The sequence below is a fragment of the Paenibacillus sp. FSL R7-0297 genome (assembly GCF_038009025.1).
Classification (GTDB): Bacteria; Bacillota; Bacilli; order Paenibacillales; family Paenibacillaceae; genus Paenibacillus_AQ.
The window spans coordinates 5,335,193-5,357,099 of sequence record NZ_JBBPAQ010000001.1 but is presented as its reverse complement, the minus strand read 5'-3'; the positions used below and the strand labels follow the sequence as shown (position 1 = coordinate 5,357,099).

Genomic DNA, 21,907 nt, shown 5'->3' with positions numbered 1-21,907 from the left:
GCGGCATCTCTGAGTCAGGAGGAGCCGCCGGTACCCGCTGCTACAGTCACAAGGAAAGCTGGGTGAGACACTTGAGTGAATATATCTTGGAGATGAAAAGCATTACAAAGACATTCCCCGGCGTCAAGGCGCTCTCGAATGTCAACCTGCAGGTCAAGGCCGGTGAAATCCACGCCCTCTGCGGGGAGAATGGAGCCGGCAAATCCACGCTGATGAAGGTGCTAAGCGGAGTGTACCCGCATGGAACTTACGAAGGGGATATTCTGTATCAGGGAGAGGTATGCCAGTTCAAGGATATCAAGGACAGTGAAAGTCTGGGCATCGTCATTATCCACCAGGAGCTGGCGCTGATTCCGTATTTGTCTATTTCGGAGAACATCTTCCTCGGCAATGAGCAAGCGCGGCGCGGGGTGATCAACTGGAACGAAACGACGGTGAAGACCAAGGAACTGCTAACGACCGTCGGCCTCAAGGAATCGCCGTTTACCGGAGTATCAACGATCGGCGTCGGCAAGCAGCAGCTTGTAGAGATTGCCAAGGCACTCTCCAAGGAAGTGAAGCTGCTCATTCTCGACGAACCGACTGCGGCGCTGAACGAGGATGATAGCGAGAACCTGCTGATGCTCATTTTGGAGCTGAAGAAGCGCGGGATTTCCTCGATTATCATTTCCCACAAATTGAACGAAATCGAGAAGATAGCGGATTCCGTAACGATTCTGCGGGATGGACAGACCATTAAGACACTGGATATGAAACGCGATGCGGTCACTGAAGATGTCATTATTAAAGGCATGGTCGGACGCGATCTGACGAACCGTTATCCAGAGCGTACACCGGAGCTGGGAGAGACCATCTTCGAGATCCGTAACTGGGAGGTATATCATCCGACGCAGCAGGACCGCAAAATGCTGGATCAGATTAATCTGCATATCCGGCGCGGCGAGGTTGTCGGCATTGCCGGACTGATGGGTGCGGGACGTACGGAGTTGGCCATGAGCGTGTTCGGCAAGTCATACGGCAAGCGGATCAGTGGCCAGACCTTTATGCACGGCAAAGAGGTCCAGCTGAATAACATCACTCAGGCCATTGAGAGCGGACTGGCCTACGTTACCGAGGACCGCAAGCAGTACGGGCTCATCCTGATCGACGATATCAAGCGGAACATCTCGCTCAGCAGTCTGAAGAAGCTGTCCCGCCGTGGAGTGATTAATGAGAATGAGGAAGTGCTGGTCGCCGAGGAATACCGGAAGAAGCTGAATATTAAGTCTCCGAGCATTCTGCAAAAGACAGTGAATCTCAGCGGCGGCAATCAGCAGAAGGTGGTACTCAGCAAATGGATTTATGCCCAGCCGGATATTCTGATCCTGGATGAGCCCACCCGGGGAATTGATGTGGGTGCCAAATACGAAATCTACTCGATCATTAACAGCCTGGCCGCAGAGGGCAAGGGAGTGCTGGTTATCTCCTCCGAGCTGCCGGAAATCATCGGGATGTGCGACCGGATCTACACCATGTGCGAAGGGCGCATCAGTGGAGAAGTGGAACGCAAGGATGCATCGCAGGAGCTGTTGATGAAATTTATGACACGAAGCAGGGGGTAATACCGCATGGGAGCCATTACTGAACTTTTCAAAAAGAATATCCGCCAATACGGCATGATCATCGCCTTGATCTTTATCTCTATCTTCTTTCAAATTATGACCGACGGCATTCTGCTGAAGCCGCTGAACGTAACCAATCTAATTCTGCAGAACAGCTATATTCTGGTGCTGGCCATCGGAATGGTGCTTGTCATTATTACCGGGCATATCGACTTGTCCGTTGGTTCGGTAGCCGCCTTCATCGGCGCACTGTCCGCCATTATGATGGTGGATATGAACATGAATCCTGTGCTTGCCGTGGTTCTCTCGCTCCTAATGGGAGCACTCGTTGGGGCATGGCAGGGCTTCTGGGTCGCATATATCAAAATCCCGGCGTTTATCGTCACCCTGGCAGGTATGCTGCTGTTCCGGGGCTTAACGATGATCGTGCTGAACGGACAGTCGATAGCGCCTTTTCCTAAGACTTTTCAGAAGATCAGCTCGGGGTTCATCCCCGATATCTTCAGCGGCAGCTCTACGAATGTGCTGACACTGGTCATTGGAGTGGTCCTGTCTGTCTTGGTTATTTATCAGGAATACCGCAGCCGTAAAATTACCGTGAAATACGGTTTTGAACAAGCTCCCGCCTGGATTTCGATTGCCAAGGCAGCGGCGCTGGTGATTGTGATCAACCTGTTCACTTATGTACTGGCTCAATATAACGGGATTCCGAACATTCTAGTGATCCTGATGGTGCTGATCGTTATCTATTCATTCGTGATGAACCATATGACGATGGGCCGGCATATCTATGCACTGGGCGGCAATGAGAAGGCTGCGAGCCTCTCCGGCGTCAAAACCAAACGGGTTACCTTCTGGGTATTCGTCAACATGGGCGTACTCGCTGCACTGTCCGGCTTGGTATTCGCTGCACGGCTTAACTCTGCGACACCAAAAGCCGGAACCAACTTCGAGCTGGATGCCATCGCGGCCTGCTTCATCGGTGGAGCCTCCGCTTCCGGCGGGATCGGGACAGTGGTTGGTGCGATCATCGGCGGTCTCGTCATGGGTGTTATGAATAACGGGATGTCGCTCGTCGGCCTCGGCGTAGATTGGCAGCAGGGCATCAAGGGTCTGGTGCTGCTGCTGGCAGTAGGCTTTGATATTTATAATAAGTCGAAGACGGCTTAGGCTTGAAATACCGCCAGAAATGCTCCCTGACAGGGGGCATTTCTGGTTTTTTGACATAAAGATTCCGTGCAACACTTGCAGCATCCCGCCCGGCCATGGATAATAGCATCTAAGGCGTATACTAATTCATAGCTGTGACAGGAGGCCACAGATGCAGATTATTGCCATGCTGACCATGCTGATTGACCACATCGGCTATATTTTTTTCCCGGGCGAGCTGGCCTGGAGATATGTGGGGCGAATTGCTTTTCCAATTTACTGCTACGCGCTGGTGCAAGGGCATATACATACTTCATCGAGACCCCGCTACCTGCGGCGGCTGCTGATGATCGCCCTGCTTGCCCAGATTCCGTACAATTTGGCGCTGGACCCCGGTGGATGGAATGTGGTGTTCACCCTCCTGCTGTCTGCTGCCGTGCTTACGCTGCTAGATAAGCTGCCGAAGTTGTGGTATGGGGTTCCGGTAGTTATCGTTGCGGTGCTGCTCATGGATCTTCTGCCGCTGGACTATAATGCATACGGGCTGCTTCTGGTGCTGATTTTCCGTTATACCCGCTCGTATTGGCTTGTGCTGGCACATTTTGCGCTGAATGGATTCTATTTGTTCTATTATAATTGGCTGGTGCAGATGGCCAGTATTGTGCCTACCCTTCTCATTGCGCTGACTCCGGGCTTCTGGATATTACTGGAGCGCAGACGGCTGCCACGCTGGGTCTGGTGGTCATTTTATCCCGCACATTTAGCGGTACTTGCGTTGGTAAAGATTCTCTTTTTCCAAGATTGGGTATCTATAGAGTGGCGGAGTTTATTTACCTTTTGAAGGAATAATAGATTCTGTCCTCTACATTTACAAATCCTTCCTCCTTTGAGATGATGGATACGTTACCACATTATGAGCTAGAGGAGACATGCTATGAAGAAAATGAAAGCAAGAACTAAATGGCTGGTGCCGTTTCTTGCACTGCTGCTGATCCTGGCAGGCTGCCAAACCGTCGGCGGATTTGATGTCAACAAGGCATTGCTTGGGGATCTCGATGTGAAATCCTCAGAATCAAGTACGACGCTTAGCTTAAGCGCTGTTCCTGCAGTAGGCATCCGTGCGGAGGATCAGGAGATTGTCGATCTTATTAATTCATTATCCCTTACGCTTGGAAGTGTGAAGCTGCAGGACAACGGCAATGTCTCGGCATCGGGAATTGTAGGGTATAAGCAATCCAAAATTCCGTTCTCCTTCTTCATGGATCAGGCGAATATTGTCTTTACCGCTGAAGGAGCCAAGCAGCCGTTCTACTTCCCGATTCAGGGATATGAAGACACACTCGGCATAGAAGGTCTGGATCAGACGAAGACACTGGAGCTTTCTAAGCTGATCTCCCAGTTCGTGGTGAAGAACCTGCCGAATCCTGGAGCAATTACGGTTGCCTCAGTATCGGAATCTGTATATGGCCAGCAGACGAGCTTAACGAAGCTACATACGGAAATTACCGGTGAAGAGCTTCCAGTGCTGCTGAAGAGCTTCCTGAGATCGATCTCCAAAGACACTGAAGGCTTCACTGCCCTGATCAGCGGCCTCTATGATTATCTGTATCCGCTTCTGGAGGCTTCAGGTGAAGATCTGAATAGTCTTGGCTTCGGAGAGATCCCACTGGATGACAAAGAAGGCGTAGTCACTGTAGCGCATGATGCTGCCAAGCTGGCAGTGGATGCTCTCCTGCTGGTCTACGACAAGCAGCTTGAGAGTCTCTATGAGAGCACACCTGAACTGAAGACTGTTCTTGGCAAAGATACGAAGCTGACCGTGGACCTGTTCGTGGATAGCGGTTTCCATGTCCGTAAACAGAACATTGATCTCAAGGTTGCTCTTCCGGCCAGTGAAGATCTGCCGCTGCAGAGTATCAATGTGAAGCTGGTTTCAGAGACCTGGAACGTGAATGGCCCTGTAACTGCTGATCCGATCAGCACAACCGGCGGCATTGATTTCTCCTCAGCGGAGCTTACTCCGGGTGAGACATTGAGAAGCTTTGAACAAGGCTCTGCGGTCTATAACCTGCTCAAGGATGATATGGGAATTACGTCCAAGAGCCTGATGATCGCACCGGATGATGATTACTATTATCCTATCGTGGACAATGGCACAACCTATGTTCCGCTGCGCTATATTGCAGAGGACCTGGAAGCTTCTGTTGAGTGGGATGCGGCTAATCGCGCGATTAATGTAACCGATGATGTCTACGGCGATCTGCTGGTATTCAAAATCGGCTCCGCACAGGCACAGATTGCCGGCGCTACCGTGAAGCTTCCACAGCCTGTATTCGTGGATGAATACGGAGATGCTTATGTGCCGCTGCGCGTTCTGGCACAAGGTCTACATGCTTCCGTTGAAGTGGATGAAGACGGATATATCTGGATTGACCGTCCGTAAGGTTTAAAGAGGTAAGCATGAAGCCGGAACCCCTAAGAAATTAGGTGGTTCCGGTTTTTTTTATATTCAGGTATAGTGAAATTAAAGAGAAGGATAAAATTTCAGATAAATGAAAGGGCGGCGAGGATGCAGCGGATTTTTCTAATCTACAAACAATTCTTAACAGAACCTCTGTGGTTTAAGATTCTTATTATTACCACTTTGCTTGCGGCCGTCATATTCAGCAGTTCCTCTTTACCACAAAATGGTTATTATCAGCTTACTTCTAAATTAGCAGCAGCAATCTTTTTTACAGCCTATGGCGTTAATTTCCGTTCAAACACCCGGGTTTCTGCTGTTTTTTTAGTAATGGCGGCGGTTTGCATTTTTCTGTCCTGGACTATCTGGACGGGCCTTCCGCCAGCTGAGTAGGACTACCTTGACATTCTCGTTCAGAACCGGCCAACCGCGACAATTAGAGCCAACACGATGAAGAAGATGTTCACACCGATCTCCCGGTATTCCTTGCGTTTGATATGGAAAAGGGCGCCGCTTAGGACAGTCACTGCAAGGGCTGCTGCGGCAACCGGCGTTAACACAGGTACACTATTCAGCGCATAAGGAAGTATCAATCCAAGTGCGCCCAATAGTTCGGCTACCCCTATAAAGACCACAAATGCCTTGGGAACATCTGATACCCATCCCCAGGATTTTTTCGCCTGCCCGTACCGAAAGGCCTTAAGCCAGCCCGAATATACAAAACCTGCTGCTGCAATTCCCTGTACAATCCATAATGCAATATTCATAAATGACTCCTCCTGATACGTTTTAGCTGTCTGTTACTGTATAATAGCCCCAATGAAGCAATACGCGATAGTAGGCACTTTTAATAAACATAGTTAAGAATAAGTAACCATACGCAGGATAAGGAGCTGGAGGCTATGGAATCGTATTGTAAGTTTGAATCGGCACTGGACATTCTGATCGGGAAATGGAAGCCTGTTATTCTGCTTCAGCTAATTAACAAAGGCACCATGCGATTCGGAGAACTGCAGAAATCCATTCCTGATATTAACAAGAAGATGCTCACCCAGCAGTTAAGGGAGCTAGAGTATAACGATATCGTGCACCGTGAAGTGTACAATCAGATCCCGCCAAAGGTTGAATATTCAATCTCGGAATATGGGAAAGGATTAAGTTCTGTGCTGCAGGTATTGAATGATTGGGGAGTTTCTCATATTGAGCATATGAAGAAGCTGTATGAAGCGGATCGTACAGGAAGTTAAGCAGATGCGAGGAAATGCTGGATACATTAAATCAGTAGAGTCTAGGCTGTGCAGTTCAAAATCAAGGGGGCAATGTAAATGCAGACGGATGAGCAGAAGGTACCGGAAGATATTCAGAAGGGGAGAGGGGGGGCCCTTCTTGAAGTGCTGCTTGTATCTGCTAAACTGGGTTTTACTTCGTTTGGAGGACCGATCGCTCACCTGGGTTACTTTCACAATGAGTATATACGCCGCCGGAAGTGGATGGATGAACGGAGCTACGCTGATCTGGTAGCTCTTTGCCAGTTTCTCCCTGGTCCGGCGAGCAGCCAGGTTGGTATCGGTATCGGTGTTGTAAGAGCAGGTTTGCTGGGAGGGGTTGTTGCGTGGCTAGGCTTTACTTTACCTTCTGTCATTGCGCTGGTTGCGTTTGCCTTTTTGCTTCAAGGCTATGATATAGGCAGTGCAGGCTGGATTCATGGACTGAAGATCGTTGCTGTGGCGGTTGTTGCCCATGCTATTCTTGGCATGGGGCAAAAGCTGACGCCTGACCGGGAAAGAGTAACCATCGCTGTTATTGGAGCAGCTGTTACATTGTCCTGGCAGACAGCCTACAGCCAGGTACTTACAATTGCTGCAGCTGGCATAGTTGGGGTTTGGCTTTATCGCAAAAAAACTGCGGAAGGCACAGCAGACCTTCACGTTTCAATCAGCCGAACCTTTGCTATTCTCTGTTTACTATTATTTTTTGGTCTCTTAGTAGCTCTCCCTTTATTAAGAGGAACAGCAGAGACCGGAGGGTTAGCGATATTTGACAGCTTTTATCGTTCCGGTTCTTTGGTATTCGGCGGCGGACATGTCGTGCTTCCGCTTCTGGAAAGAGAAGTAGTTCCTACAGGCTGGGTTAGCCAAGCAGATTTCCTGGCGGGGTACGGAGCCACGCAAGCAGTTCCGGGCCCGTTGTTCACTTTTGCAAGTTACCTTGGGGCCCTGACCGGAGGTGTTACCGGAGCAATCGTTGCCACGTCCGCTATCTTCCTGCCGGCCTTTCTTCTTGTAGTCGGCACACTTCCTTTTTGGAACAGCTTAAGAAAAAGCCTGAAAATTCAGGGAGTCTTGGCCGGGATTAATGCAGCTGTTGTTGGGATTTTACTTGCTGCCTTGTATGATCCCCTGTGGACTTCAGCTATTGTGGAGCCGATGGATTTCGCGCTGGCCGCCATTCTATTTATTATGCTGGTTTTCTGGAAGCTTCCGCCTTGGGTAGTCGTTGTAGCTGGTTCAGCGGGCGGAATGTTACTTGGAGTATTTTAATCAGCGAGGGGACTGGAAATGAAATTACATATTATAGGCGGCGGGGGGAGCGGGAAATCCTACATATCCGCATTAATGAGCCGGAAGCTGAATATCCCCCATTACGAGTTAGATGATATTTTCTGGGATAATGAAGCGGATGTATATGGAGTAAAAGCGCCGGAGGAAGAGCGGGACCGTAAGCTAAAAGAAATCGTCAGTCGTGAATCATGGATCATCGAAGGTGTATACCGTGCGTGGGTAGGGCCAAGTTTACTGGCTGCAGACAAGATCATCGTGCTTATGCCGCCGTTATCCGTACAAGAAGAGCGAATATGGAAGAGGCATGAGGAGCGTGTATCCGGAGTGGCCGTAAGTAACAAGCGTGAGACTCCTGAAAGTGTCCGGGAGTTTATAGAGTGGAACAGGGATTATAATCACGTGAAGCTTCCCCGGTTTATTGAGAACTGTGAGTATAAGGATAAGCTGATTTCCGTGAACAATAACCTGGATATTCTGGAGCTGCTGGCAGTCCAAACGGAGTAAGAGAGCAGGGGCTGTATACGGGGGATTTCGGCAAATACAAAACAGTCCTTGGAAGGATTCCAAGGACTGTTTTGTATGCCGATTTTATTCAAGACCTAATTCAACATAATAACAGAACGGAAAGAAACAGTCTATATTTTTTCCGGGAAATATAATACAGTGGGGTAGCCGGCAATAAATGAAGAAGCGGAGTGTTGTTCCTTGGAAATTTATTGTCATCTCGATGCTGCTGTCTTACAGGCGTATTTGGGGAAGGTCTTTGGCACAAGTTATTCTGTTGCAATGGTTACGAAGCTGCATGGTGGCGCGCAAAAGGTGGTCTATAAGATAGAATGCACTAATGGATTTTCTTGCGTTCTGTATGTGTGGGATATTACCATGAATTATTTTCAAGAAGAAATTGTGAATCAGAATACGAATGAGCAATCCTACGGCAGTGAACAATTTGAGATAAACAACAGATATTTACTCGAACATTCTATCCGGACGCCTGCTCTCTATGATATGAATAAGGAAGGGAATCCTTATGATTTTGATTATGCGCTTGTTGAGGATGTAGCCGGGCAAGCAGCCGAGGCCTATTTCAATCATTCTGATTCCAGGGTTAAGGATACTATCTTTCAACGCCTGGGAGACATGATTACGGGCATGCATGCGGGGGAAAGCGAAATTTACGGAAAACCGGATCAGACCGAGCCCGACACGGGACAATGTCATCTTATCCAGTTGCAAAATGCTATAATTCAGTTGTCATATGCCTCTGAATATATTGATGTTATCCGCAGGAATCAGGGTAAGCTGCTCGATATGCTGTACAACCTTGAGTCCAAAATAGAACCCAGAAGCCGTTATGGATATATTCACGGAGAGCTTGGTCCTAACCATGTGCTGGTTACGGATCAGCTTGAACCCTGTTTGATTGATATTGAAGGAGCCGGATTCTACGATATTGAGCACGAGCACAGTTTTATGGAATTCCGTTTTGGCGATTTCTACCGGTATCTGAAGAATGATAATCTCGATGTAAACAGGAAGCTGTTCTATCAATATCATCATCATCTTTCGTTGATCTCGGCGGGCTTAAAGCTGGTTCATAGAGGTTATCCGGATCAGCAGACAGCAAAGGGAATTACTGATTATCATACCAGACGTGCTTTGCAGTTTATAGAATCTTGAGGGGAATCAAAGATGTAACCGCGAAATAAAAAATATTGCGGACTTCAGAAAGAAGGTCTCTCTCCACGATGTGGATGAGAGACTTCTGTTAGGAGTTTAGAACATGGACAAAGCTAAAAGAGAACATTTAATGAACATCTGCCTATTCTCGCTAGTGTTAAGTGTGTTATACGGCATAATGATCACGGGCATCGATAATTCATTAGTATCTGAGACCTCATATATCAGTGGCCCCGGCGGATTCGTTGTGTTTGTGCTGTTCTTTTTAATTCTGTACCCTCTGCATATCCTGCTTAGTATGCTTCAATTTGCTGTCATCAGATTAGCCGGGGAATCGCTGGTAAAGCGGCTTGTTATCTCTAATGCAACAGGGCTTGTGGTTGTCGGAGCCATTTATTATATTACACAAGAAATTGAAGCGCTCTGGCTGATTTTCTCTCTGGCGGTTTTCTCTGCGGTAGCGCTTATAAGGAAATGAAGAATTCCTTTTTCCTTATAAGCAGGCAGTAAGAGCGCCTGGCACATAGCTGTATTCTGTACAATTAAAATTGAGCAAAGTATTCTTCTTCGGCAAAAAAGAATTATATAAGAGTACAGAGTGCAATTAAATCTCTTTCTTAGGCATATTGGCTCGCTTTAGTTGTACAAAATACAGTTAAAGCTTGCCCATGTCTCTGGCTAAGCCAGTACAACATAACAGCGGCAGCTCAGGACTTCATCCCGTCCATGGCTGCCGCTGTTTGATGTATCCCGTTGAGCGTCACACTAAACCAGCTTACTTAGCAAAATCAAGCCCTTTGTCTGCAAGTGCCTGGCGGAGAATACGGATGCCCTTGGGACCCATGCCGTGCAGCTTCAACAGCTCTGCTTCTGTAATTGTGTTTAGCTGCTCCAGGCTTACAATACCGGCTCCGGCCAGCGCCCGGTGCGCCGGCTTGGAGATTATCTCTGGCAGGCTGCTGCCTGGCGGGGATTCATGAGTATCTGTCACTAAGCATGCTCCTCTCAAATAATGTCGGTTACTGTGTAGTCAGAACCATCTCCAGCGATACATTGCTCTGACCGGAGTGTTCGGCCATACTGCGGATATACCCGGACATGAATCCGCCCTCCATACTCTCCCACAGCTTGTATCCCGGCATGGCTTGGATCTCATCCAGTGAGTCAGCTGCGCTGCCAGCGAAATATTTCACGTTCAGCCTGGACATGACTTCGGCCATCGACTGCTTCTGAGCCGCTGTAAAGGTGCTATCCTTCAGTCTGGTCATTGCCTTCTCATAAGATTCACTTGCAAAGGTCTCTTCAGCATATGATTTGAAGTTCAGCAGATGAGGGTCGGTAATATCCTTCGCTTGAGCCCAGCCCTCCACGTCTACTGCGGCCGTATTATAAGTGAAAGCACGGGAGACCGGATCAAACGTCATCGCGCCGTACTGATGGGGATTAACTGCCATTGCGCTAGTAGCAATATCGTATACAGGCATGGCCGGATCAATAGAATCTGCAGAAGGGTCCCGGCGGATATCCTGCATATGGATATGTCCGGATAAGACCAGATTGAGGCCATCCTTGCGGAGTGTCTTCATGGTTTCCTGGCTGTTGTTAAGCTTGAAGCCGGATACCGCCATGGAGGTGTGGCTTAACAGATTATGATGCATTACGGTAATGATCGAGGCATGCTCCTGTGCGGCCAGCTTCACATTTTCATCCATTCAGGACAAGGTTGAAGGTAAGAGCCGCCCGTCTGTCTGCGGGAAATTGTACTCTTCATTATGTGCATACTGGGCGCTGTCAATCATCAGAAGCCAGAGGCCTGGAGCGGCCTTAACCACATAGCTTAGGCTGTCAGCATCCCGGGATAGCGCCTCATGGTAACCGAAATCCTCATAGGTCGCGAGGAAATCCTCCGCGTTAATATGATCTGCAACCACCTGCTTGTCACCGTCAAAGGATCTGGCCCAAGGGTTATTAATATCGTGGTTACCGGGAATAACATATACGCTGGTACCCATTGCCTCAATCCGGTGCAGCTTCGCGGCTAATTCTTTATGGCTGCTTGCTTCACCATTGTTGGTGAGATCGCCACTGAGAATGAGGAATTCAGGCTCCTTCTGTTCCACATCATAGACAAGGGCTTCAGTCAATTCATCACTGTAGGGAAGCATCTTACCGTCTCCGCCCGTGACATAGGTCTGGAAGGCTTGGCCGCCATCCTCAAGCGCTTTATCCAGATAATGTGTATCGGTAGCGACCCAGAAGGACACAGGCGCAGTGGAATCTATAGCTGTCTCAGGTTCTGTAACCGCGGCCGCTGCATTTAAAGATGTCGAAGCTCTTTCTTTGCAGCCGCTTAAAATCAAGGCAGAACTTAGCAGCATTAATAATGTGAATTTCATTGTTCTTTTAGTTCCATCCTTAACAGGGGAGCTCATGAATTGACCTTCTTTCTGCACTTTTGCTGAATCATTGTAGCGTATTTATTGACAGGTTGTATATACGAAAAGTTAGTGCCATGTTTCTAAACGTAAAGATCAGCTTATAGAAAATAGTGGAAGGCGTATAATTACTGCGAATACTGCGACACTAAGAGCTGATATATAAGCATAAGCAAGCAGACAGGAGAAAGTTGTGAATAAGAGTTGTATTCCGGTAGGAAAAGTGTTAAGATTTATAAAAGTAAGTTACTTAATTAAATGGAGGTAGTTATTTTATGTCTAAGAGCTTTTTCGAAGCGGTAAAAGGTAGACGTTCCGTATATGCCATCAGTAAAGAATCGCCAATCTCTGATGAACAGATCCAGAAGATCGTTGAAGAGGCAGTATTACATAGCCCGACTTCCTTCAACTCCCAGAGCTCCAGAGCCGTGGTTCTGCTGGGTGAACAACATGATAAACTGTGGGATATCACTGCAGAGACTTTGCGCAAAATCGTTCCCACTGAACAATTCGAAGGGACAGCACAGAAGTTAGCCTCCTTCAAAGCCGGTTACGGCTCCGTGCTCTTCTTCGAAGACCAGGCGGTAGTGAAGCATCTTCAAGAGAACTTTGCACTGTATGCAGAGAATTTCCCGATCTGGGCCAATCAGTCCTCAGGGATTCTGCAGTTCGTAGTGTGGACAGCTTTCGCAGAACAGGGTCTGGGCGCTTCGCTTCAGCATTATAACCCGCTGATTGACGATGAAGTCAAAGAAACATTCGGTATTCCGGCAGAGTGGAAGCTGATTGCGCAGCTGCCATTCGGTACAACTGTAACCCCTCCGGGAGAGAAGGAATTCCAGCCGATCGAAGAGCGTGTGAAAGTCATTAAATAAGGAAACATAACAATAAGTGGTTTAGAACCTCCCTGATCCGGCTAAGTATGAGTATAGTCAGATCAAGGAGGTTTTTGTTATGCCATGGAATAAAGGAGACTATCCGGATTCTCTGAAGAACTTCACTGCACCAGTGCGCAACAAGGCTGTGGAAATTGCCAATGCGCTGCTTGAGGATGGCTATGAGGAGGGGCAGGCGATTGCCATTGCAACCGCGCAGGCCAAGGAGTGGGGCGAGAATCATGACAAACAGATCCGTAAAAAGAATCATTGACCACTGTGCCCGGGCCTAAGGCCGGACAGCAAAGAGGACAGGCGGGAATCCGCCTGTCCTCTTTAGGTATGTGCATATTATGCAGGAATGAATAGATTACTTGGCTGGAGCTTCTGTTGCAGCAGCAGGGTCTGCACTGGCATCTGGTGCGGCAGATGCTGCCGGAGTAGCGGATGCATCTGGAGTATCGGTCAAAGTATTGGTGATGGTGGCATTCTTGGTCAAATCAGCCAGCCAGGTAGAAGACATTTCCGAGACTTTCTGCGCTTTCAGAGTCTTGGTGATTTCCTCTTTTTTCTCAGCAAGCGTGTATTCATGTGCTTCTTTACGGTCAGTAACCTTGATAATGTGATAACCGTAATCCGTCTTCACAGCACCGCTGGTTTCGCCAACCTTCATGTTGAAGGCTGCATCGGAGAATTCAGCAACCATATCGGCACGTTTGAAGAAGTCGAGGTCTCCGCCTTTGTCTTTGGAACCGGTATCTGCAGATTTCTCTTTAGCGATTGTGGCGAAGTCTGCTCCGTCTTTCAGCTGTTTGACGATGGCATCGGCTTCTTCTTTGGTTTCAACGAGGATGTGGGAAGCGCGAACTTCTTCTTCCTGATTGAAGGTAGCTTTGTTCTCATCATAGTATTTGGAGATATCCTCATCCGTAATGGTTACCTTCGGTTCAACCAGCTTGCGGATTTCAACCTGCAAAGGCATTTGCTTCTTCAGGTCTTCCAGAGTCATGGAGCTCTGCTGCAGAGCAGAATTCAGGGCTTCCTCACCGCCGAACTGGGTGATCAGGTCTGCGATCTCCTGGTTAATGTCTTCATCGGTTACGGTAATGTTGGCTTTCTTCGCTTCCTGATCCACGAGAGTGGTAGTAATCAGGTTCTGCAGCGTGGATTCCCCGCCTGCTTCAACCAATTTATCGTAAAGCTGTGCTTTCGTGATATCCGTTCCGTTAACGGTAGCAACAGCGATCTTGCTGTCGTCTTTCTTGAAAGGCTGCACAATCAGGACTACAATTAATGCCGCTGCCAATATGATGGAGGCGATCATCCAGCCTTTACCGCCCGCAGGTGCGGCCGGCTTGGAAGGAGGAGTACCGTCGCCTACCTTGTTCATTACGGGAACGCTTTCTTCAATTTTCGGAGAATGCACGCTGCTGGAGCTTTCTGTTGCAGCTTGTACAGGTTCTGCCGGAATCATTACTTCCTCCTGAGGGTCAGATACGGCCTCCGCAGGTTCAATTCCATCTTCCGGGGTAACTACAGAAGTGTCGTTCTCTTCCGGCGTTCCGCCGTTTTCAAGCTGTCCATTTTCGTTGAAATCTTTTTTGTCCATTATAATTAATGACTCCCTTCAATATAGGTGGTGCCTGTCTTTCTACAACTTTACCAGAAAACAGAATTCCAAACCTTAAGAAAGTATAAAAAAGCATAATAACTTTTTAAGATTCCATTAAGAAACAGGAAAAAGCCGGAGCAGCAATAGGTTTCCCCATGCACGCTCCGGCCAGATGAGAGAGACATTGAATGCATAAAAATGATTCCATGCTGTATTCTACGGATTAGCGGGCAGCGGATATGTATCCGCCTTAGGAGCTAAGTCCTCTCAGCAGATGGCGGATGCTTTCCTGTTTGCGTCTGGGAACACGCACAGACTTGGCATACAAGCCCATTTCACCGAAGTAGATACAGTCATCTTCGATGGAACTGATCTTGTTCAGGTTAACGTAGCAGCCCCCGTACACATGATAATAGCTGTTGCTTGACAATAAGCGGTTCAATTGCTCGGCAGTCATTCTCTTTTTAATGTTGTAGTTTCTGCCGTGAAAAATGACCAGGTCATGGTCCCCGACCTTAAAGAACAGAATGTCTGTCTCCACCTCGAAGTCCTCATATACATTTCTGGCTTCCAGCAGGCTGCTCATTCGTGTTCCCCCTTTATACTTAATTAACATCGATGTTAGCGCTTTCATTATAACATACTCTTTTTGCTTTGAGAAGTCTTATTTTTGAAATGTTTTTTGTCATTTTTTCCGTTGCATTTGTCATACCTCACGAAAAACTGTAAATTATATAGATGGCTGATATGCATCCATAACCACAAGTTGGAGGAGGATTACCCAGATGAATGAGAATACGAAGCTGCTGTTGTTTACCGGCTCTTATGCAACGGTTGAGGAGAGCGGGGTTCAGGTGTTTGCTTTTGACGGTGAAGCCGGAGGTACACTTGAGCGGCTGGATACAGCTGATGGCATAACGAACCCGACGTTCGTAAATGTGGACCCTTCCGGGCTGAAGCTGTATGCGATTGGCGAGAAGCCAAGTGGGGAGGGCGGCAAAGAGGGAGAGATTGTAACCTTCGCGATTGAGCCTAAGACCGGTAAGCTGAGTGAATTGAAGCGGACTCCGACGATGCCTGCCGCAGGCACAGGTCAAACCACGACCTGTAATATCAATAGAGATGCTGAAAGCGAACATATTGTAGTATGCAGCTATCACGGGGGAACGGTAGGACTGCTCACCCTGGATGCAGACGGAATACCCCAAGCCCTGACGGATATTGCAGTACATACCGGTCATAGTGATCTTCCTGGCCACGACCGGCCGCATCCGCATTCGGCCATCTTCAGTCCGGATGAGCGTTTCCTGTTTGTGTCTGATCTCGGGCTGGATCTGATCCGGACCTACCGGATTAACAGAGAAGCGAATAAGCTTGAAGCGCTTGGAGATACTGCACTGCATGAAGGAGCGGGACCACGCCATTTCGTGTTCCATCCGGATGGCAAATCCGCTTATGTGATCAATGAGCTGGATTCCACCGTAACTTCTTTCCTATATGATGCTGCTGCAGGGACTCTGCAGACGGCATTTACGGTATCGACACTTCCTGAAGGTTACCCGTCAGACAATAACAGCTGTGCTGAAATTGCATTTTCCAAGGATGGGAGATATCTGTACGGTTCAAACCGCGGCCACGACAGTATCGTTGTCTACAGTGTAAATACGGCATCGGCTGAGCTTACATTGGTGGAGCATGTATCCACAAGAGGGGGGCATCCGCGCCACTTCTCGGTAACGCCGGACGGAGGCTATCTGATTGTTGCCAACCGGGACGGCAATAATCTGGTGGTCTTCTCACTGGATGCTAATGGTGGACGATTAACCTTCACAGGAAATACGGCGGAATTGTCCAAGCCAGTCTGTGTCATGCCTGCCGTATTTGCCGGATAGTTATTTCGGACCGGTTAGTAGCTGCTACGTGTAATGCTTGTCCTGCCAGGCAACTATGGCAAAAGGAACACCGGAATGGCTTGCTCCGGTGTTCCTTTTGAATTCAGGACGGTTAATTTGTAGGTGTTAGGCCCAGAGATGTTGCGCCGGGCGGGACTGCTTATTTGAGTGAGACGGGCTTCAACGGCACTACCGTGGAGACTGCCGATTTGAAGAGTACGTTCTGTCTGCCGTCACCTTGACCCTGCAAGGTGATAGTATAAGCGTCATAAGAGGTTACGAGTCCCTGCATTTTGACTCCGTTAGTTGTAAAAATGGTCACGGGCACTTTTGTTGAGATACACTGGTTCAACAAACGTTCCTGCAATTTTAGACTTTCCACTTTGGCAGCACTCCATTTTTATATGAATTAACTTCTTAGGCAATTATAACACGGGAGAGATGCTCCCAGGAAATCTGTCATCGGGCGCGGAAATAGACAAGGGGGTAGTTATGCTTTATTATCATTACTGGTCCGGCGGATTTCGCCGTTTTATATGGTTTTTGCTGGGATTTATCCTGATCGCTGTATTAGTTAAACAGGGCGGAGCTGCAGGCTTTGACCGTGCTGTTATACATATCGTGCAATCTATGGAATCGCCGCCGCTCACTGCGCTGGCCAAAAGCCTATCGCTCGTCGGCTCTTCGAGACTGGCTATCGGGATTTCGCTGCTGACTATGACTATATTATTCTTCGCCTTGAAGCACCGGATGGAACTGGCTTTGTTTCTGTGGGTAGGCTTAGGCTCCCAATTGCTGAATACACTGCTGAAGCTGTGGTTTCACCGCGAACGTCCCACTGTACACAGACTCATTGAACAGGCCGGGTATAGCTTTCCAAGCGGACATTCTATGGCTGCCTTCTCATTATACGGGGTGATTGCCTATCTTCTCTGGAGGCATATGCACAACAGACGCGAGCGGTTCATCCTGATTCTGTTCACCGTACTGATGACCGGTGGGATCGGCTGGAGCCGGATTTATCTGGGAGTGCATTATCCCAGTGATGTGATCGGCGGATACGCAGCCAGCGGCGCATGGCTGATGCTGTCTGCCGCCTGCTTCGAGGCTTACCGGAACTTCAGGGAACGCCAGGGGTCAGGACCGCACGGCAAAAAGGATGCCCGCAAGTAATCTGCTGGGCATCCGCATTATTGACTGTAGCTTTAGCGCGTCTTCGGCGCAGCAGGCTGCTGTGAAGGCTTGGCCTGGTGAAACTGGGCCGCACGGCTAAGGCTCAGCTTGATCATTACGGGCAGCCCGGTCTTCAGCTTGTCGGCATCCTCTTTCGTAATCCGGCCGTCCTTGACGGACTCGTCCACCTTGAGGCTGGCGGCTTCACTCAGCTTCTGGATGTACTGATCTTCGCTCCAGCCCTTTTTCTCCTGGGCGAGGGCGGAGAGTGTCTTGCCTGCCTTGAGGCTGTCTATCAGCTCTGAACGGTCCATCTCAAGCAGCTTAGCCGTTTCATTGATGATGAAATGGCCTCCGGCCCGAAAGTTCTTATTCCCGCCGTGAGGATGCCCATGCTCCTTGCCGGCGTGTATGGAATCCGGTGCGGAAGTAGGCGTTACGGCAGATGGATTCTCTGCAAAAGCGGCAGCCGGTGCCATAGTGAGCATTACGGCTGCAGTGAATGCAGTGATTCTTTGGATAGGGTTGTTCATGATTCACCTCTTCTGAGTTGTGAGTTGGCTGACATGTACCCATTATTCCCTGAAAGCTGAAAGAATCCTTAAACCTGGCTTAAGCCATACTAAAATTCGCCAGCGTGCTTCATGGGTAATAATGTGTGTGCAATTATTAGAGATTTACCGAATACCTTCAGGATATACATAAATTTTTAATCACAGCATCTATATTGAAATAGATTAAGCTCTTTAGGAGGGATGGATTTGGCTTTTGGTGCCCGCATACTCAAAACAGGAATGGCAGTCACGCTCGCACTTTATCTGTCCGTTCTACTTAATTTCGCCTCCCCTGTCGGTGCGGCTATAGCGGCTATTTTTGCAATGCAGCCATCCATATACAGATCATGGAGGTATTTCCTCGATCAGATTCAGACCAGCACCATGGGAGCTGTGATAGCACTGCTGGGCGGAATGCTGCTGTCCAATGAACCGATTGCGGTCGGGCTGGTATGTATTCTGGTGATTATGATCAGCATGAAAATGAACCGCGCCGATACGATCGGCCTGACGCTTGTTACCGTAATCTCCGTAATGGAGGCTTCCGGGCAGTGGCAATTTGCGCTCACCCGTTTTCTGCTGACGCTGACCGGTATTCTGTCGGCATTCATTATTAATATCGCTGTCTTTCCGCCGAAGCCGCGCAAGCAGTACATTCAGCAGATTGAGAATGTATTCACCAGCCTATCACTGCTGTTAAGGACTGCGGTATCGCATGAAATGAAGGAAAGTGTATTCCGGGATGAGAAGAACGCTCTAGAGGGTTCCATTAAGGCGCTGGCTGACAAGTATGCATTGTTCGAAGAGGAGCAGAAGCAGCTAAGAAGGGCGAAATACAGCCAGACAAGGCAGATGGTGGTGTATAAGAATCTGCTAAATTCTCTGCAGAAGGGGTTTCAGGTGCTGGAGGCTATAGACCGGCATTACTTCCAGGCCGAGCGAACAGAACGTACCGATAAGCTGTTTGACCGGCATCTGGAGCAGCTGATCAAATATCATGAGTACATCCTGCTGAAATTCGAGAATAAGCTGAAGCCGGGTGCGCATGATTCTGAACTTCTGGCAGAAGACAACGACCGTTTTCTGGAGGCGGCTATCCACGGATATGATTCTGAGAAATCGGGGCAGCTGCGGTTGTCCGTGGTGGCAGCGGCAATATATGATTACGGCTATCAGCTGGATCGTCTGGATAGGGTGGCTGATCAGATTAACCGGATGAACACGGACGAGAAGGACTCTGCCGATATGACGGGGGAAATATAAAGAACAAAAAATCCGGTCCCAGAGGGACCGGATGAAGATATACATCATAAGGTTATGTATTGCGTGAAGCATATAAATTCTTAACTTATTGAATAAATTGTGCCGGAAACTTGTAAAAGCGCTAAAGAGTTGGTAATATAAAAAGATATCAAATAAAGTCTAACTAAAAAAACATAGTTATTCAATTTAATTATAACATGAAGAATTATGAATGTCAACCTTCTGAAGGGGATGAAATGATTTGGATAAACATGATCACGAGTGGCAAGAGGAGCAGGAGCGGGTCACCGGAATTACCAGGCAGTTATCTACACACATCCGGCTGCTGTCGGAGGAGCTTGGACTCCACCGTACAGATGTCGTGGATATGCGTAAGGACTTCTGGGAAGAAGTTACCGTGAACTTCAGCAGCCCTGACGATCTGGGCGAGACCTCAACCAGCCTGCGGCAGCAGGCACAGATCCTGAACGAACGCGAACGCCATCATCTCCAATCCAGTAAAGCGCTCAAAAAATATAAAAAGCTGGTCGTATCCCCCTACTTTGGCCGGATTGATTTCTCGGAATCCACGGATACTGCGGCAGATAAAATCTATCTGGGCATCGGTTCACTGATGGAGGATAACGGAACCTTCCTGATCTATGACTGGCGGGCCCCGATATCGAGCCTGTATTATGACGGTGCGCCGGGTCCGGCTGCCTATGACACACCGGGCGGATTAATTACGGGGAACATGGAGCTCAAACGCCAGTTTGTAATCGATAATGGAGAGATCGAAGTGATGTTCGATACCGGCGTAACGATCGGCGATGAGCTGCTTCAGCAGGTGCTGAGCCACAGCGCCGATGACCGGATGAAGAGCATCGTAGCGACCATCCAGAAGGAGCAGAATGCGGTGATCCGCAACGACAGAAGCCGGATGCTGGTTGTGCAGGGTGCGGCCGGAAGCGGCAAGACCTCAGCGGCGCTGCAGCGGGTAGCCTACCTGCTCTACAAATACCGCGAGGTGCTGCAGGCAGACCAGATGCTGCTCTTTTCACCGAACCCGCTGTTTAACAGCTATGTATCGACCGTCCTGCCTGAACTCGGTGAAGAGAATATGCAGCAGACCACCTTCCAGATGTATCTGGAGCACCGGCTTGGACAGGAGTTTCAGCTGGAGGATGTGTTCAATCAGACGGAGAGCCTGCTGAATGCGCCGGATGGGCCGGAAGCCTCCATACGCAGAGCCGGGATTACCTATAAATCCTCCGTATCGTTCCTGGATGTCATCCGGCGGTATGTAAACCTGCTGGAGCACGAAGGCATGATGTTCAAGCCGTTGATGTTCCAGGGGCGTGCGGTCGTCGGCAAGGAAGAGATGGAGCGCCAGTTCTATAGCTATGATCCGAATATCAAGCTGGCTAACCGGATCGAACTGATGACGGGCTGGCTGCTCAAAAGAATAGCCGCGTTTAGCATTGAGGAACGCAGTGCATCATGGGTCGAGGACCAGATTGAGCTTATGGACAACAGCGACTATCAGCGTGCTTATAATATGATGCGCCGCAAGGGCGGAGGGCATAATGAGAGCTTTGATGATTTTGAAACGGAGAAAATCATGCTCGCCCGTTATATCGTCAGCCAGCGCCTCAAGCCGCTGCGCGGCTGGACTAAACGCGGACGGTTCGTTGATGTGAAGGGGCTGTACAGCCGGCTGTTTACCGACCGGGAGTTAATGGACAGCTTGAACAGCAGCCAGGTTCTGCCTGGTGTATGGGATGATATCTGCAGCTTCACGCTGACTACCCTTGCCGGGAACGAACTGGCCTATGAAGACGCGACACCATTTCTATATTTGAAGGAGCTCAGTCAGGGCTTCCGTACCAATACACTGATCCGTCATGTGATTGTCGATGAAGTGCAGGATTATTCGCCGTTCCAGCTGGAATTCATGCGCCGGCTCTTTCCGCGGGCCAAAATGACTGTACTGGGCGATCTCAACCAGGCAATCTACGCGCAAGGTGAGGTGCTGGGGGATTTGGCCGGGCTGGTCAGCATCTATGGCGAAGAGAACACGGAAGTAATCTCATTGACCCGCAGCTACCGCTCCACCTATGAGATTGTCGAGTTTACACGGGCGATGATTCCCGGAGGGGAGAAAATCGTACCGTTTAACCGGCGCGGCGAGGAGCCTTTGCTGACGGTCGTGGACAGTGAAGACGACCTGCTGGCCTCGGTGGAGCAGGATGTGCTGAATCTGCATGCACAGGGCTATCATTATGTAGCTGTTATCTGCAAAACAGCGGAAGAAAGTGCACGGGTGCATAATGAACTGCAGAGCAGGCTGCCGGTAAGGCTGGTTACCAAGGAAACGCCTAATTTCCAAAAGGGTACTCTGGTGCTGCCCGCCTATCTGGCAAAAGGCGTGGAGTTCGATGCGGTAATTATCTACGATGGCTCGGCAGAGAAATATGGCCGTGAGCATGAACGCAAGCTTTTCTATACAGCCTGTACCCGGGCGATGCATCTGCTTCATATCTACAGCCTGGGGCAGCCTAATCCGTTCCTTCCGGCTGCGGTGCGTGAGACTGTATCGGTAGGAGCTTTACAGGACTGAGAGCAACCGATTGTCTGCAGAACCGTCTACGCGTGTATACGCCGGGCGGTTT

23 protein-coding genes are annotated in these 21,907 nt (G+C 49.0%); 15 read left to right on the top strand and 8 right to left on the bottom strand.

Translation table 11 applies throughout. The features are described 5' to 3' along the window. Positions 1 to 71: 71 nt before the first annotated feature. From mmsA to MKZ24_RS23495, 4 genes are all read left to right on the top strand, one after another. Entirely contained in the window at positions 72 to 1,601 is a 1,530-nt protein-coding gene (gene mmsA / locus MKZ24_RS23510) for a multiple monosaccharide ABC transporter ATP-binding protein (protein ID WP_042235820.1), read from the top strand. A gap of 6 nt (positions 1,602 to 1,607) precedes the next feature. Next, on the top strand, positions 1,608 to 2,771 hold the full coding sequence (mmsB, locus tag MKZ24_RS23505) for a multiple monosaccharide ABC transporter permease (RefSeq protein ID WP_042235825.1): 1,164 nt from the start codon (positions 1,608 to 1,610) through the stop codon (positions 2,769 to 2,771). 151 nt (positions 2,772 to 2,922) lie between these two features. Next, a complete protein-coding gene (locus tag MKZ24_RS23500) occupies positions 2,923 to 3,591 on the top strand; it encodes a TraX family protein (RefSeq protein WP_042235828.1) in 669 nt (222 codons plus the stop codon). Between the two features lie 93 nt (positions 3,592 to 3,684). Next, a complete protein-coding gene (locus MKZ24_RS23495) occupies positions 3,685 to 5,193 on the top strand; it encodes a copper amine oxidase N-terminal domain-containing protein (protein WP_052416327.1) in 1,509 nt (502 codons plus the stop codon). A 431-nt stretch (positions 5,194 to 5,624) separates the two neighbouring features. Here MKZ24_RS23495 and MKZ24_RS23490 read toward each other — a convergent pair whose 3' ends face one another. After that, positions 5,625 to 5,978: a DoxX family protein gene (locus tag MKZ24_RS23490; protein WP_042235833.1), complete on the bottom strand. Its 354-nt coding sequence runs from the start codon at positions 5,976 to 5,978 to the stop codon at positions 5,625 to 5,627. 135 nt (positions 5,979 to 6,113) lie between these two features. Between MKZ24_RS23490 and MKZ24_RS23485 the strand changes: the two genes are divergently transcribed. The 5 genes from MKZ24_RS23485 (at position 6,114) to MKZ24_RS23465 (ending at position 9,930) form a co-directional block, all read left to right on the top strand. After that, positions 6,114 to 6,458, top strand: a complete 345-nt coding sequence (locus MKZ24_RS23485) for a winged helix-turn-helix transcriptional regulator (RefSeq protein ID WP_340787224.1) — start codon at positions 6,114 to 6,116, stop codon at positions 6,456 to 6,458. 78 nt (positions 6,459 to 6,536) lie between these two features. Continuing rightward, a complete protein-coding gene (locus MKZ24_RS23480) occupies positions 6,537 to 7,751 on the top strand; it encodes a chromate transporter (protein ID WP_340787222.1) in 1,215 nt (404 codons plus the stop codon). A gap of 18 nt (positions 7,752 to 7,769) precedes the next feature. After that, entirely contained in the window at positions 7,770 to 8,276 is a 507-nt protein-coding gene (locus MKZ24_RS23475; RefSeq protein ID WP_042235838.1) for a hypothetical protein, read from the top strand. A 246-nt stretch (positions 8,277 to 8,522) separates the two neighbouring features. Next, complete coding sequence (locus MKZ24_RS23470) at positions 8,523 to 9,452, top strand: phosphotransferase (protein WP_340790211.1); 930 nt, start codon at positions 8,523 to 8,525, stop codon at positions 9,450 to 9,452. A gap of 103 nt (positions 9,453 to 9,555) precedes the next feature. Then, the gene (locus MKZ24_RS23465; RefSeq protein ID WP_340787215.1) at positions 9,556 to 9,930 is read left to right on the top strand and encodes a hypothetical protein; all 375 of its coding nucleotides are present in this window, start codon (positions 9,556 to 9,558) and stop codon (positions 9,928 to 9,930) included. A gap of 297 nt (positions 9,931 to 10,227) precedes the next feature. Here the strand turns inward: MKZ24_RS23465 and MKZ24_RS23460 are convergent, their stop codons facing one another. Genes MKZ24_RS23460 through MKZ24_RS23450 form a run of 3 tightly spaced genes read right to left on the bottom strand, consistent with a single transcriptional unit; the run spans position 10,228 to position 11,848 of the window. After that, positions 10,228 to 10,443, bottom strand: coding sequence for a DNA-binding protein (locus tag MKZ24_RS23460; RefSeq protein WP_042235843.1), 216 nt, complete (start codon positions 10,441 to 10,443; stop codon positions 10,228 to 10,230). A 28-nt stretch (positions 10,444 to 10,471) separates the two neighbouring features. After that, positions 10,472 to 11,152: a hypothetical protein gene (locus MKZ24_RS23455; protein ID WP_340787210.1), complete on the bottom strand. Its 681-nt coding sequence runs from the start codon at positions 11,150 to 11,152 to the stop codon at positions 10,472 to 10,474. Between the two features lie 12 nt (positions 11,153 to 11,164). Further along, positions 11,165 to 11,848 (bottom strand): metallophosphoesterase family protein, encoded by a 684-nt coding sequence (locus MKZ24_RS23450; RefSeq protein ID WP_340787207.1) that lies wholly within the window; start codon positions 11,846 to 11,848, stop codon positions 11,165 to 11,167. 314 nt (positions 11,849 to 12,162) lie between these two features. On the opposite strand from MKZ24_RS23450, the gene MKZ24_RS23445 reads away from it, so the two are divergent. Next, positions 12,163 to 12,762 carry a nitroreductase family protein gene (locus MKZ24_RS23445; RefSeq protein WP_042235844.1) on the top strand — a complete coding sequence of 200 codons (600 nt, stop codon included), beginning with the start codon at positions 12,163 to 12,165 and terminating at the stop codon, positions 12,760 to 12,762. Positions 12,763 to 12,841: 79 nt separating this feature from the next. Next, positions 12,842 to 13,036 carry a DUF2188 domain-containing protein gene (locus MKZ24_RS23440; RefSeq protein ID WP_340787200.1) on the top strand — a complete coding sequence of 65 codons (195 nt, stop codon included), beginning with the start codon at positions 12,842 to 12,844 and terminating at the stop codon, positions 13,034 to 13,036. Between the two features lie 96 nt (positions 13,037 to 13,132). On the opposite strand, the gene MKZ24_RS23435 is transcribed toward MKZ24_RS23440, so the two are convergent. Next, entirely contained in the window at positions 13,133 to 14,371 is a 1,239-nt protein-coding gene (locus MKZ24_RS23435) for a peptidylprolyl isomerase (RefSeq protein ID WP_042235850.1), read from the bottom strand. 253 nt (positions 14,372 to 14,624) lie between these two features. After that, a complete protein-coding gene (locus MKZ24_RS23430) occupies positions 14,625 to 14,960 on the bottom strand; it encodes a LytTR family transcriptional regulator DNA-binding domain-containing protein (protein ID WP_039298093.1) in 336 nt (111 codons plus the stop codon). 199 nt (positions 14,961 to 15,159) lie between these two features. Between MKZ24_RS23430 and MKZ24_RS23425 the strand changes: the two genes are divergently transcribed. Next, complete coding sequence (locus MKZ24_RS23425; protein WP_340787194.1) at positions 15,160 to 16,266, top strand: lactonase family protein; 1,107 nt, start codon at positions 15,160 to 15,162, stop codon at positions 16,264 to 16,266. 160 nt (positions 16,267 to 16,426) lie between these two features. On the opposite strand, the gene hfq is transcribed toward MKZ24_RS23425, so the two are convergent. Beyond that, positions 16,427 to 16,648 (bottom strand): RNA chaperone Hfq, encoded by a 222-nt coding sequence (hfq, locus tag MKZ24_RS23420; RefSeq protein ID WP_039298097.1) that lies wholly within the window; start codon positions 16,646 to 16,648, stop codon positions 16,427 to 16,429. Between the two features lie 110 nt (positions 16,649 to 16,758). On the opposite strand from hfq, the gene MKZ24_RS23415 reads away from it, so the two are divergent. Beyond that, positions 16,759 to 17,439: a phosphatase PAP2 family protein gene (locus tag MKZ24_RS23415; protein ID WP_042235855.1), complete on the top strand. Its 681-nt coding sequence runs from the start codon at positions 16,759 to 16,761 to the stop codon at positions 17,437 to 17,439. A gap of 32 nt (positions 17,440 to 17,471) precedes the next feature. Here the strand turns inward: MKZ24_RS23415 and MKZ24_RS23410 are convergent, their stop codons facing one another. Beyond that, complete coding sequence (locus tag MKZ24_RS23410) at positions 17,472 to 17,972, bottom strand: hypothetical protein (RefSeq protein ID WP_340787189.1); 501 nt, start codon at positions 17,970 to 17,972, stop codon at positions 17,472 to 17,474. A 228-nt stretch (positions 17,973 to 18,200) separates the two neighbouring features. On the opposite strand from MKZ24_RS23410, the gene MKZ24_RS23405 reads away from it, so the two are divergent. Further along, positions 18,201 to 19,256 carry an FUSC family protein gene (locus tag MKZ24_RS23405; protein WP_042235860.1) on the top strand — a complete coding sequence of 352 codons (1,056 nt, stop codon included), beginning with the start codon at positions 18,201 to 18,203 and terminating at the stop codon, positions 19,254 to 19,256. A 241-nt stretch (positions 19,257 to 19,497) separates the two neighbouring features. Further along, entirely contained in the window at positions 19,498 to 21,855 is a 2,358-nt protein-coding gene (helD, locus tag MKZ24_RS23400) for an RNA polymerase recycling motor HelD (protein ID WP_340787186.1), read from the top strand. Positions 21,856 to 21,907 lie beyond the last annotated feature (52 nt).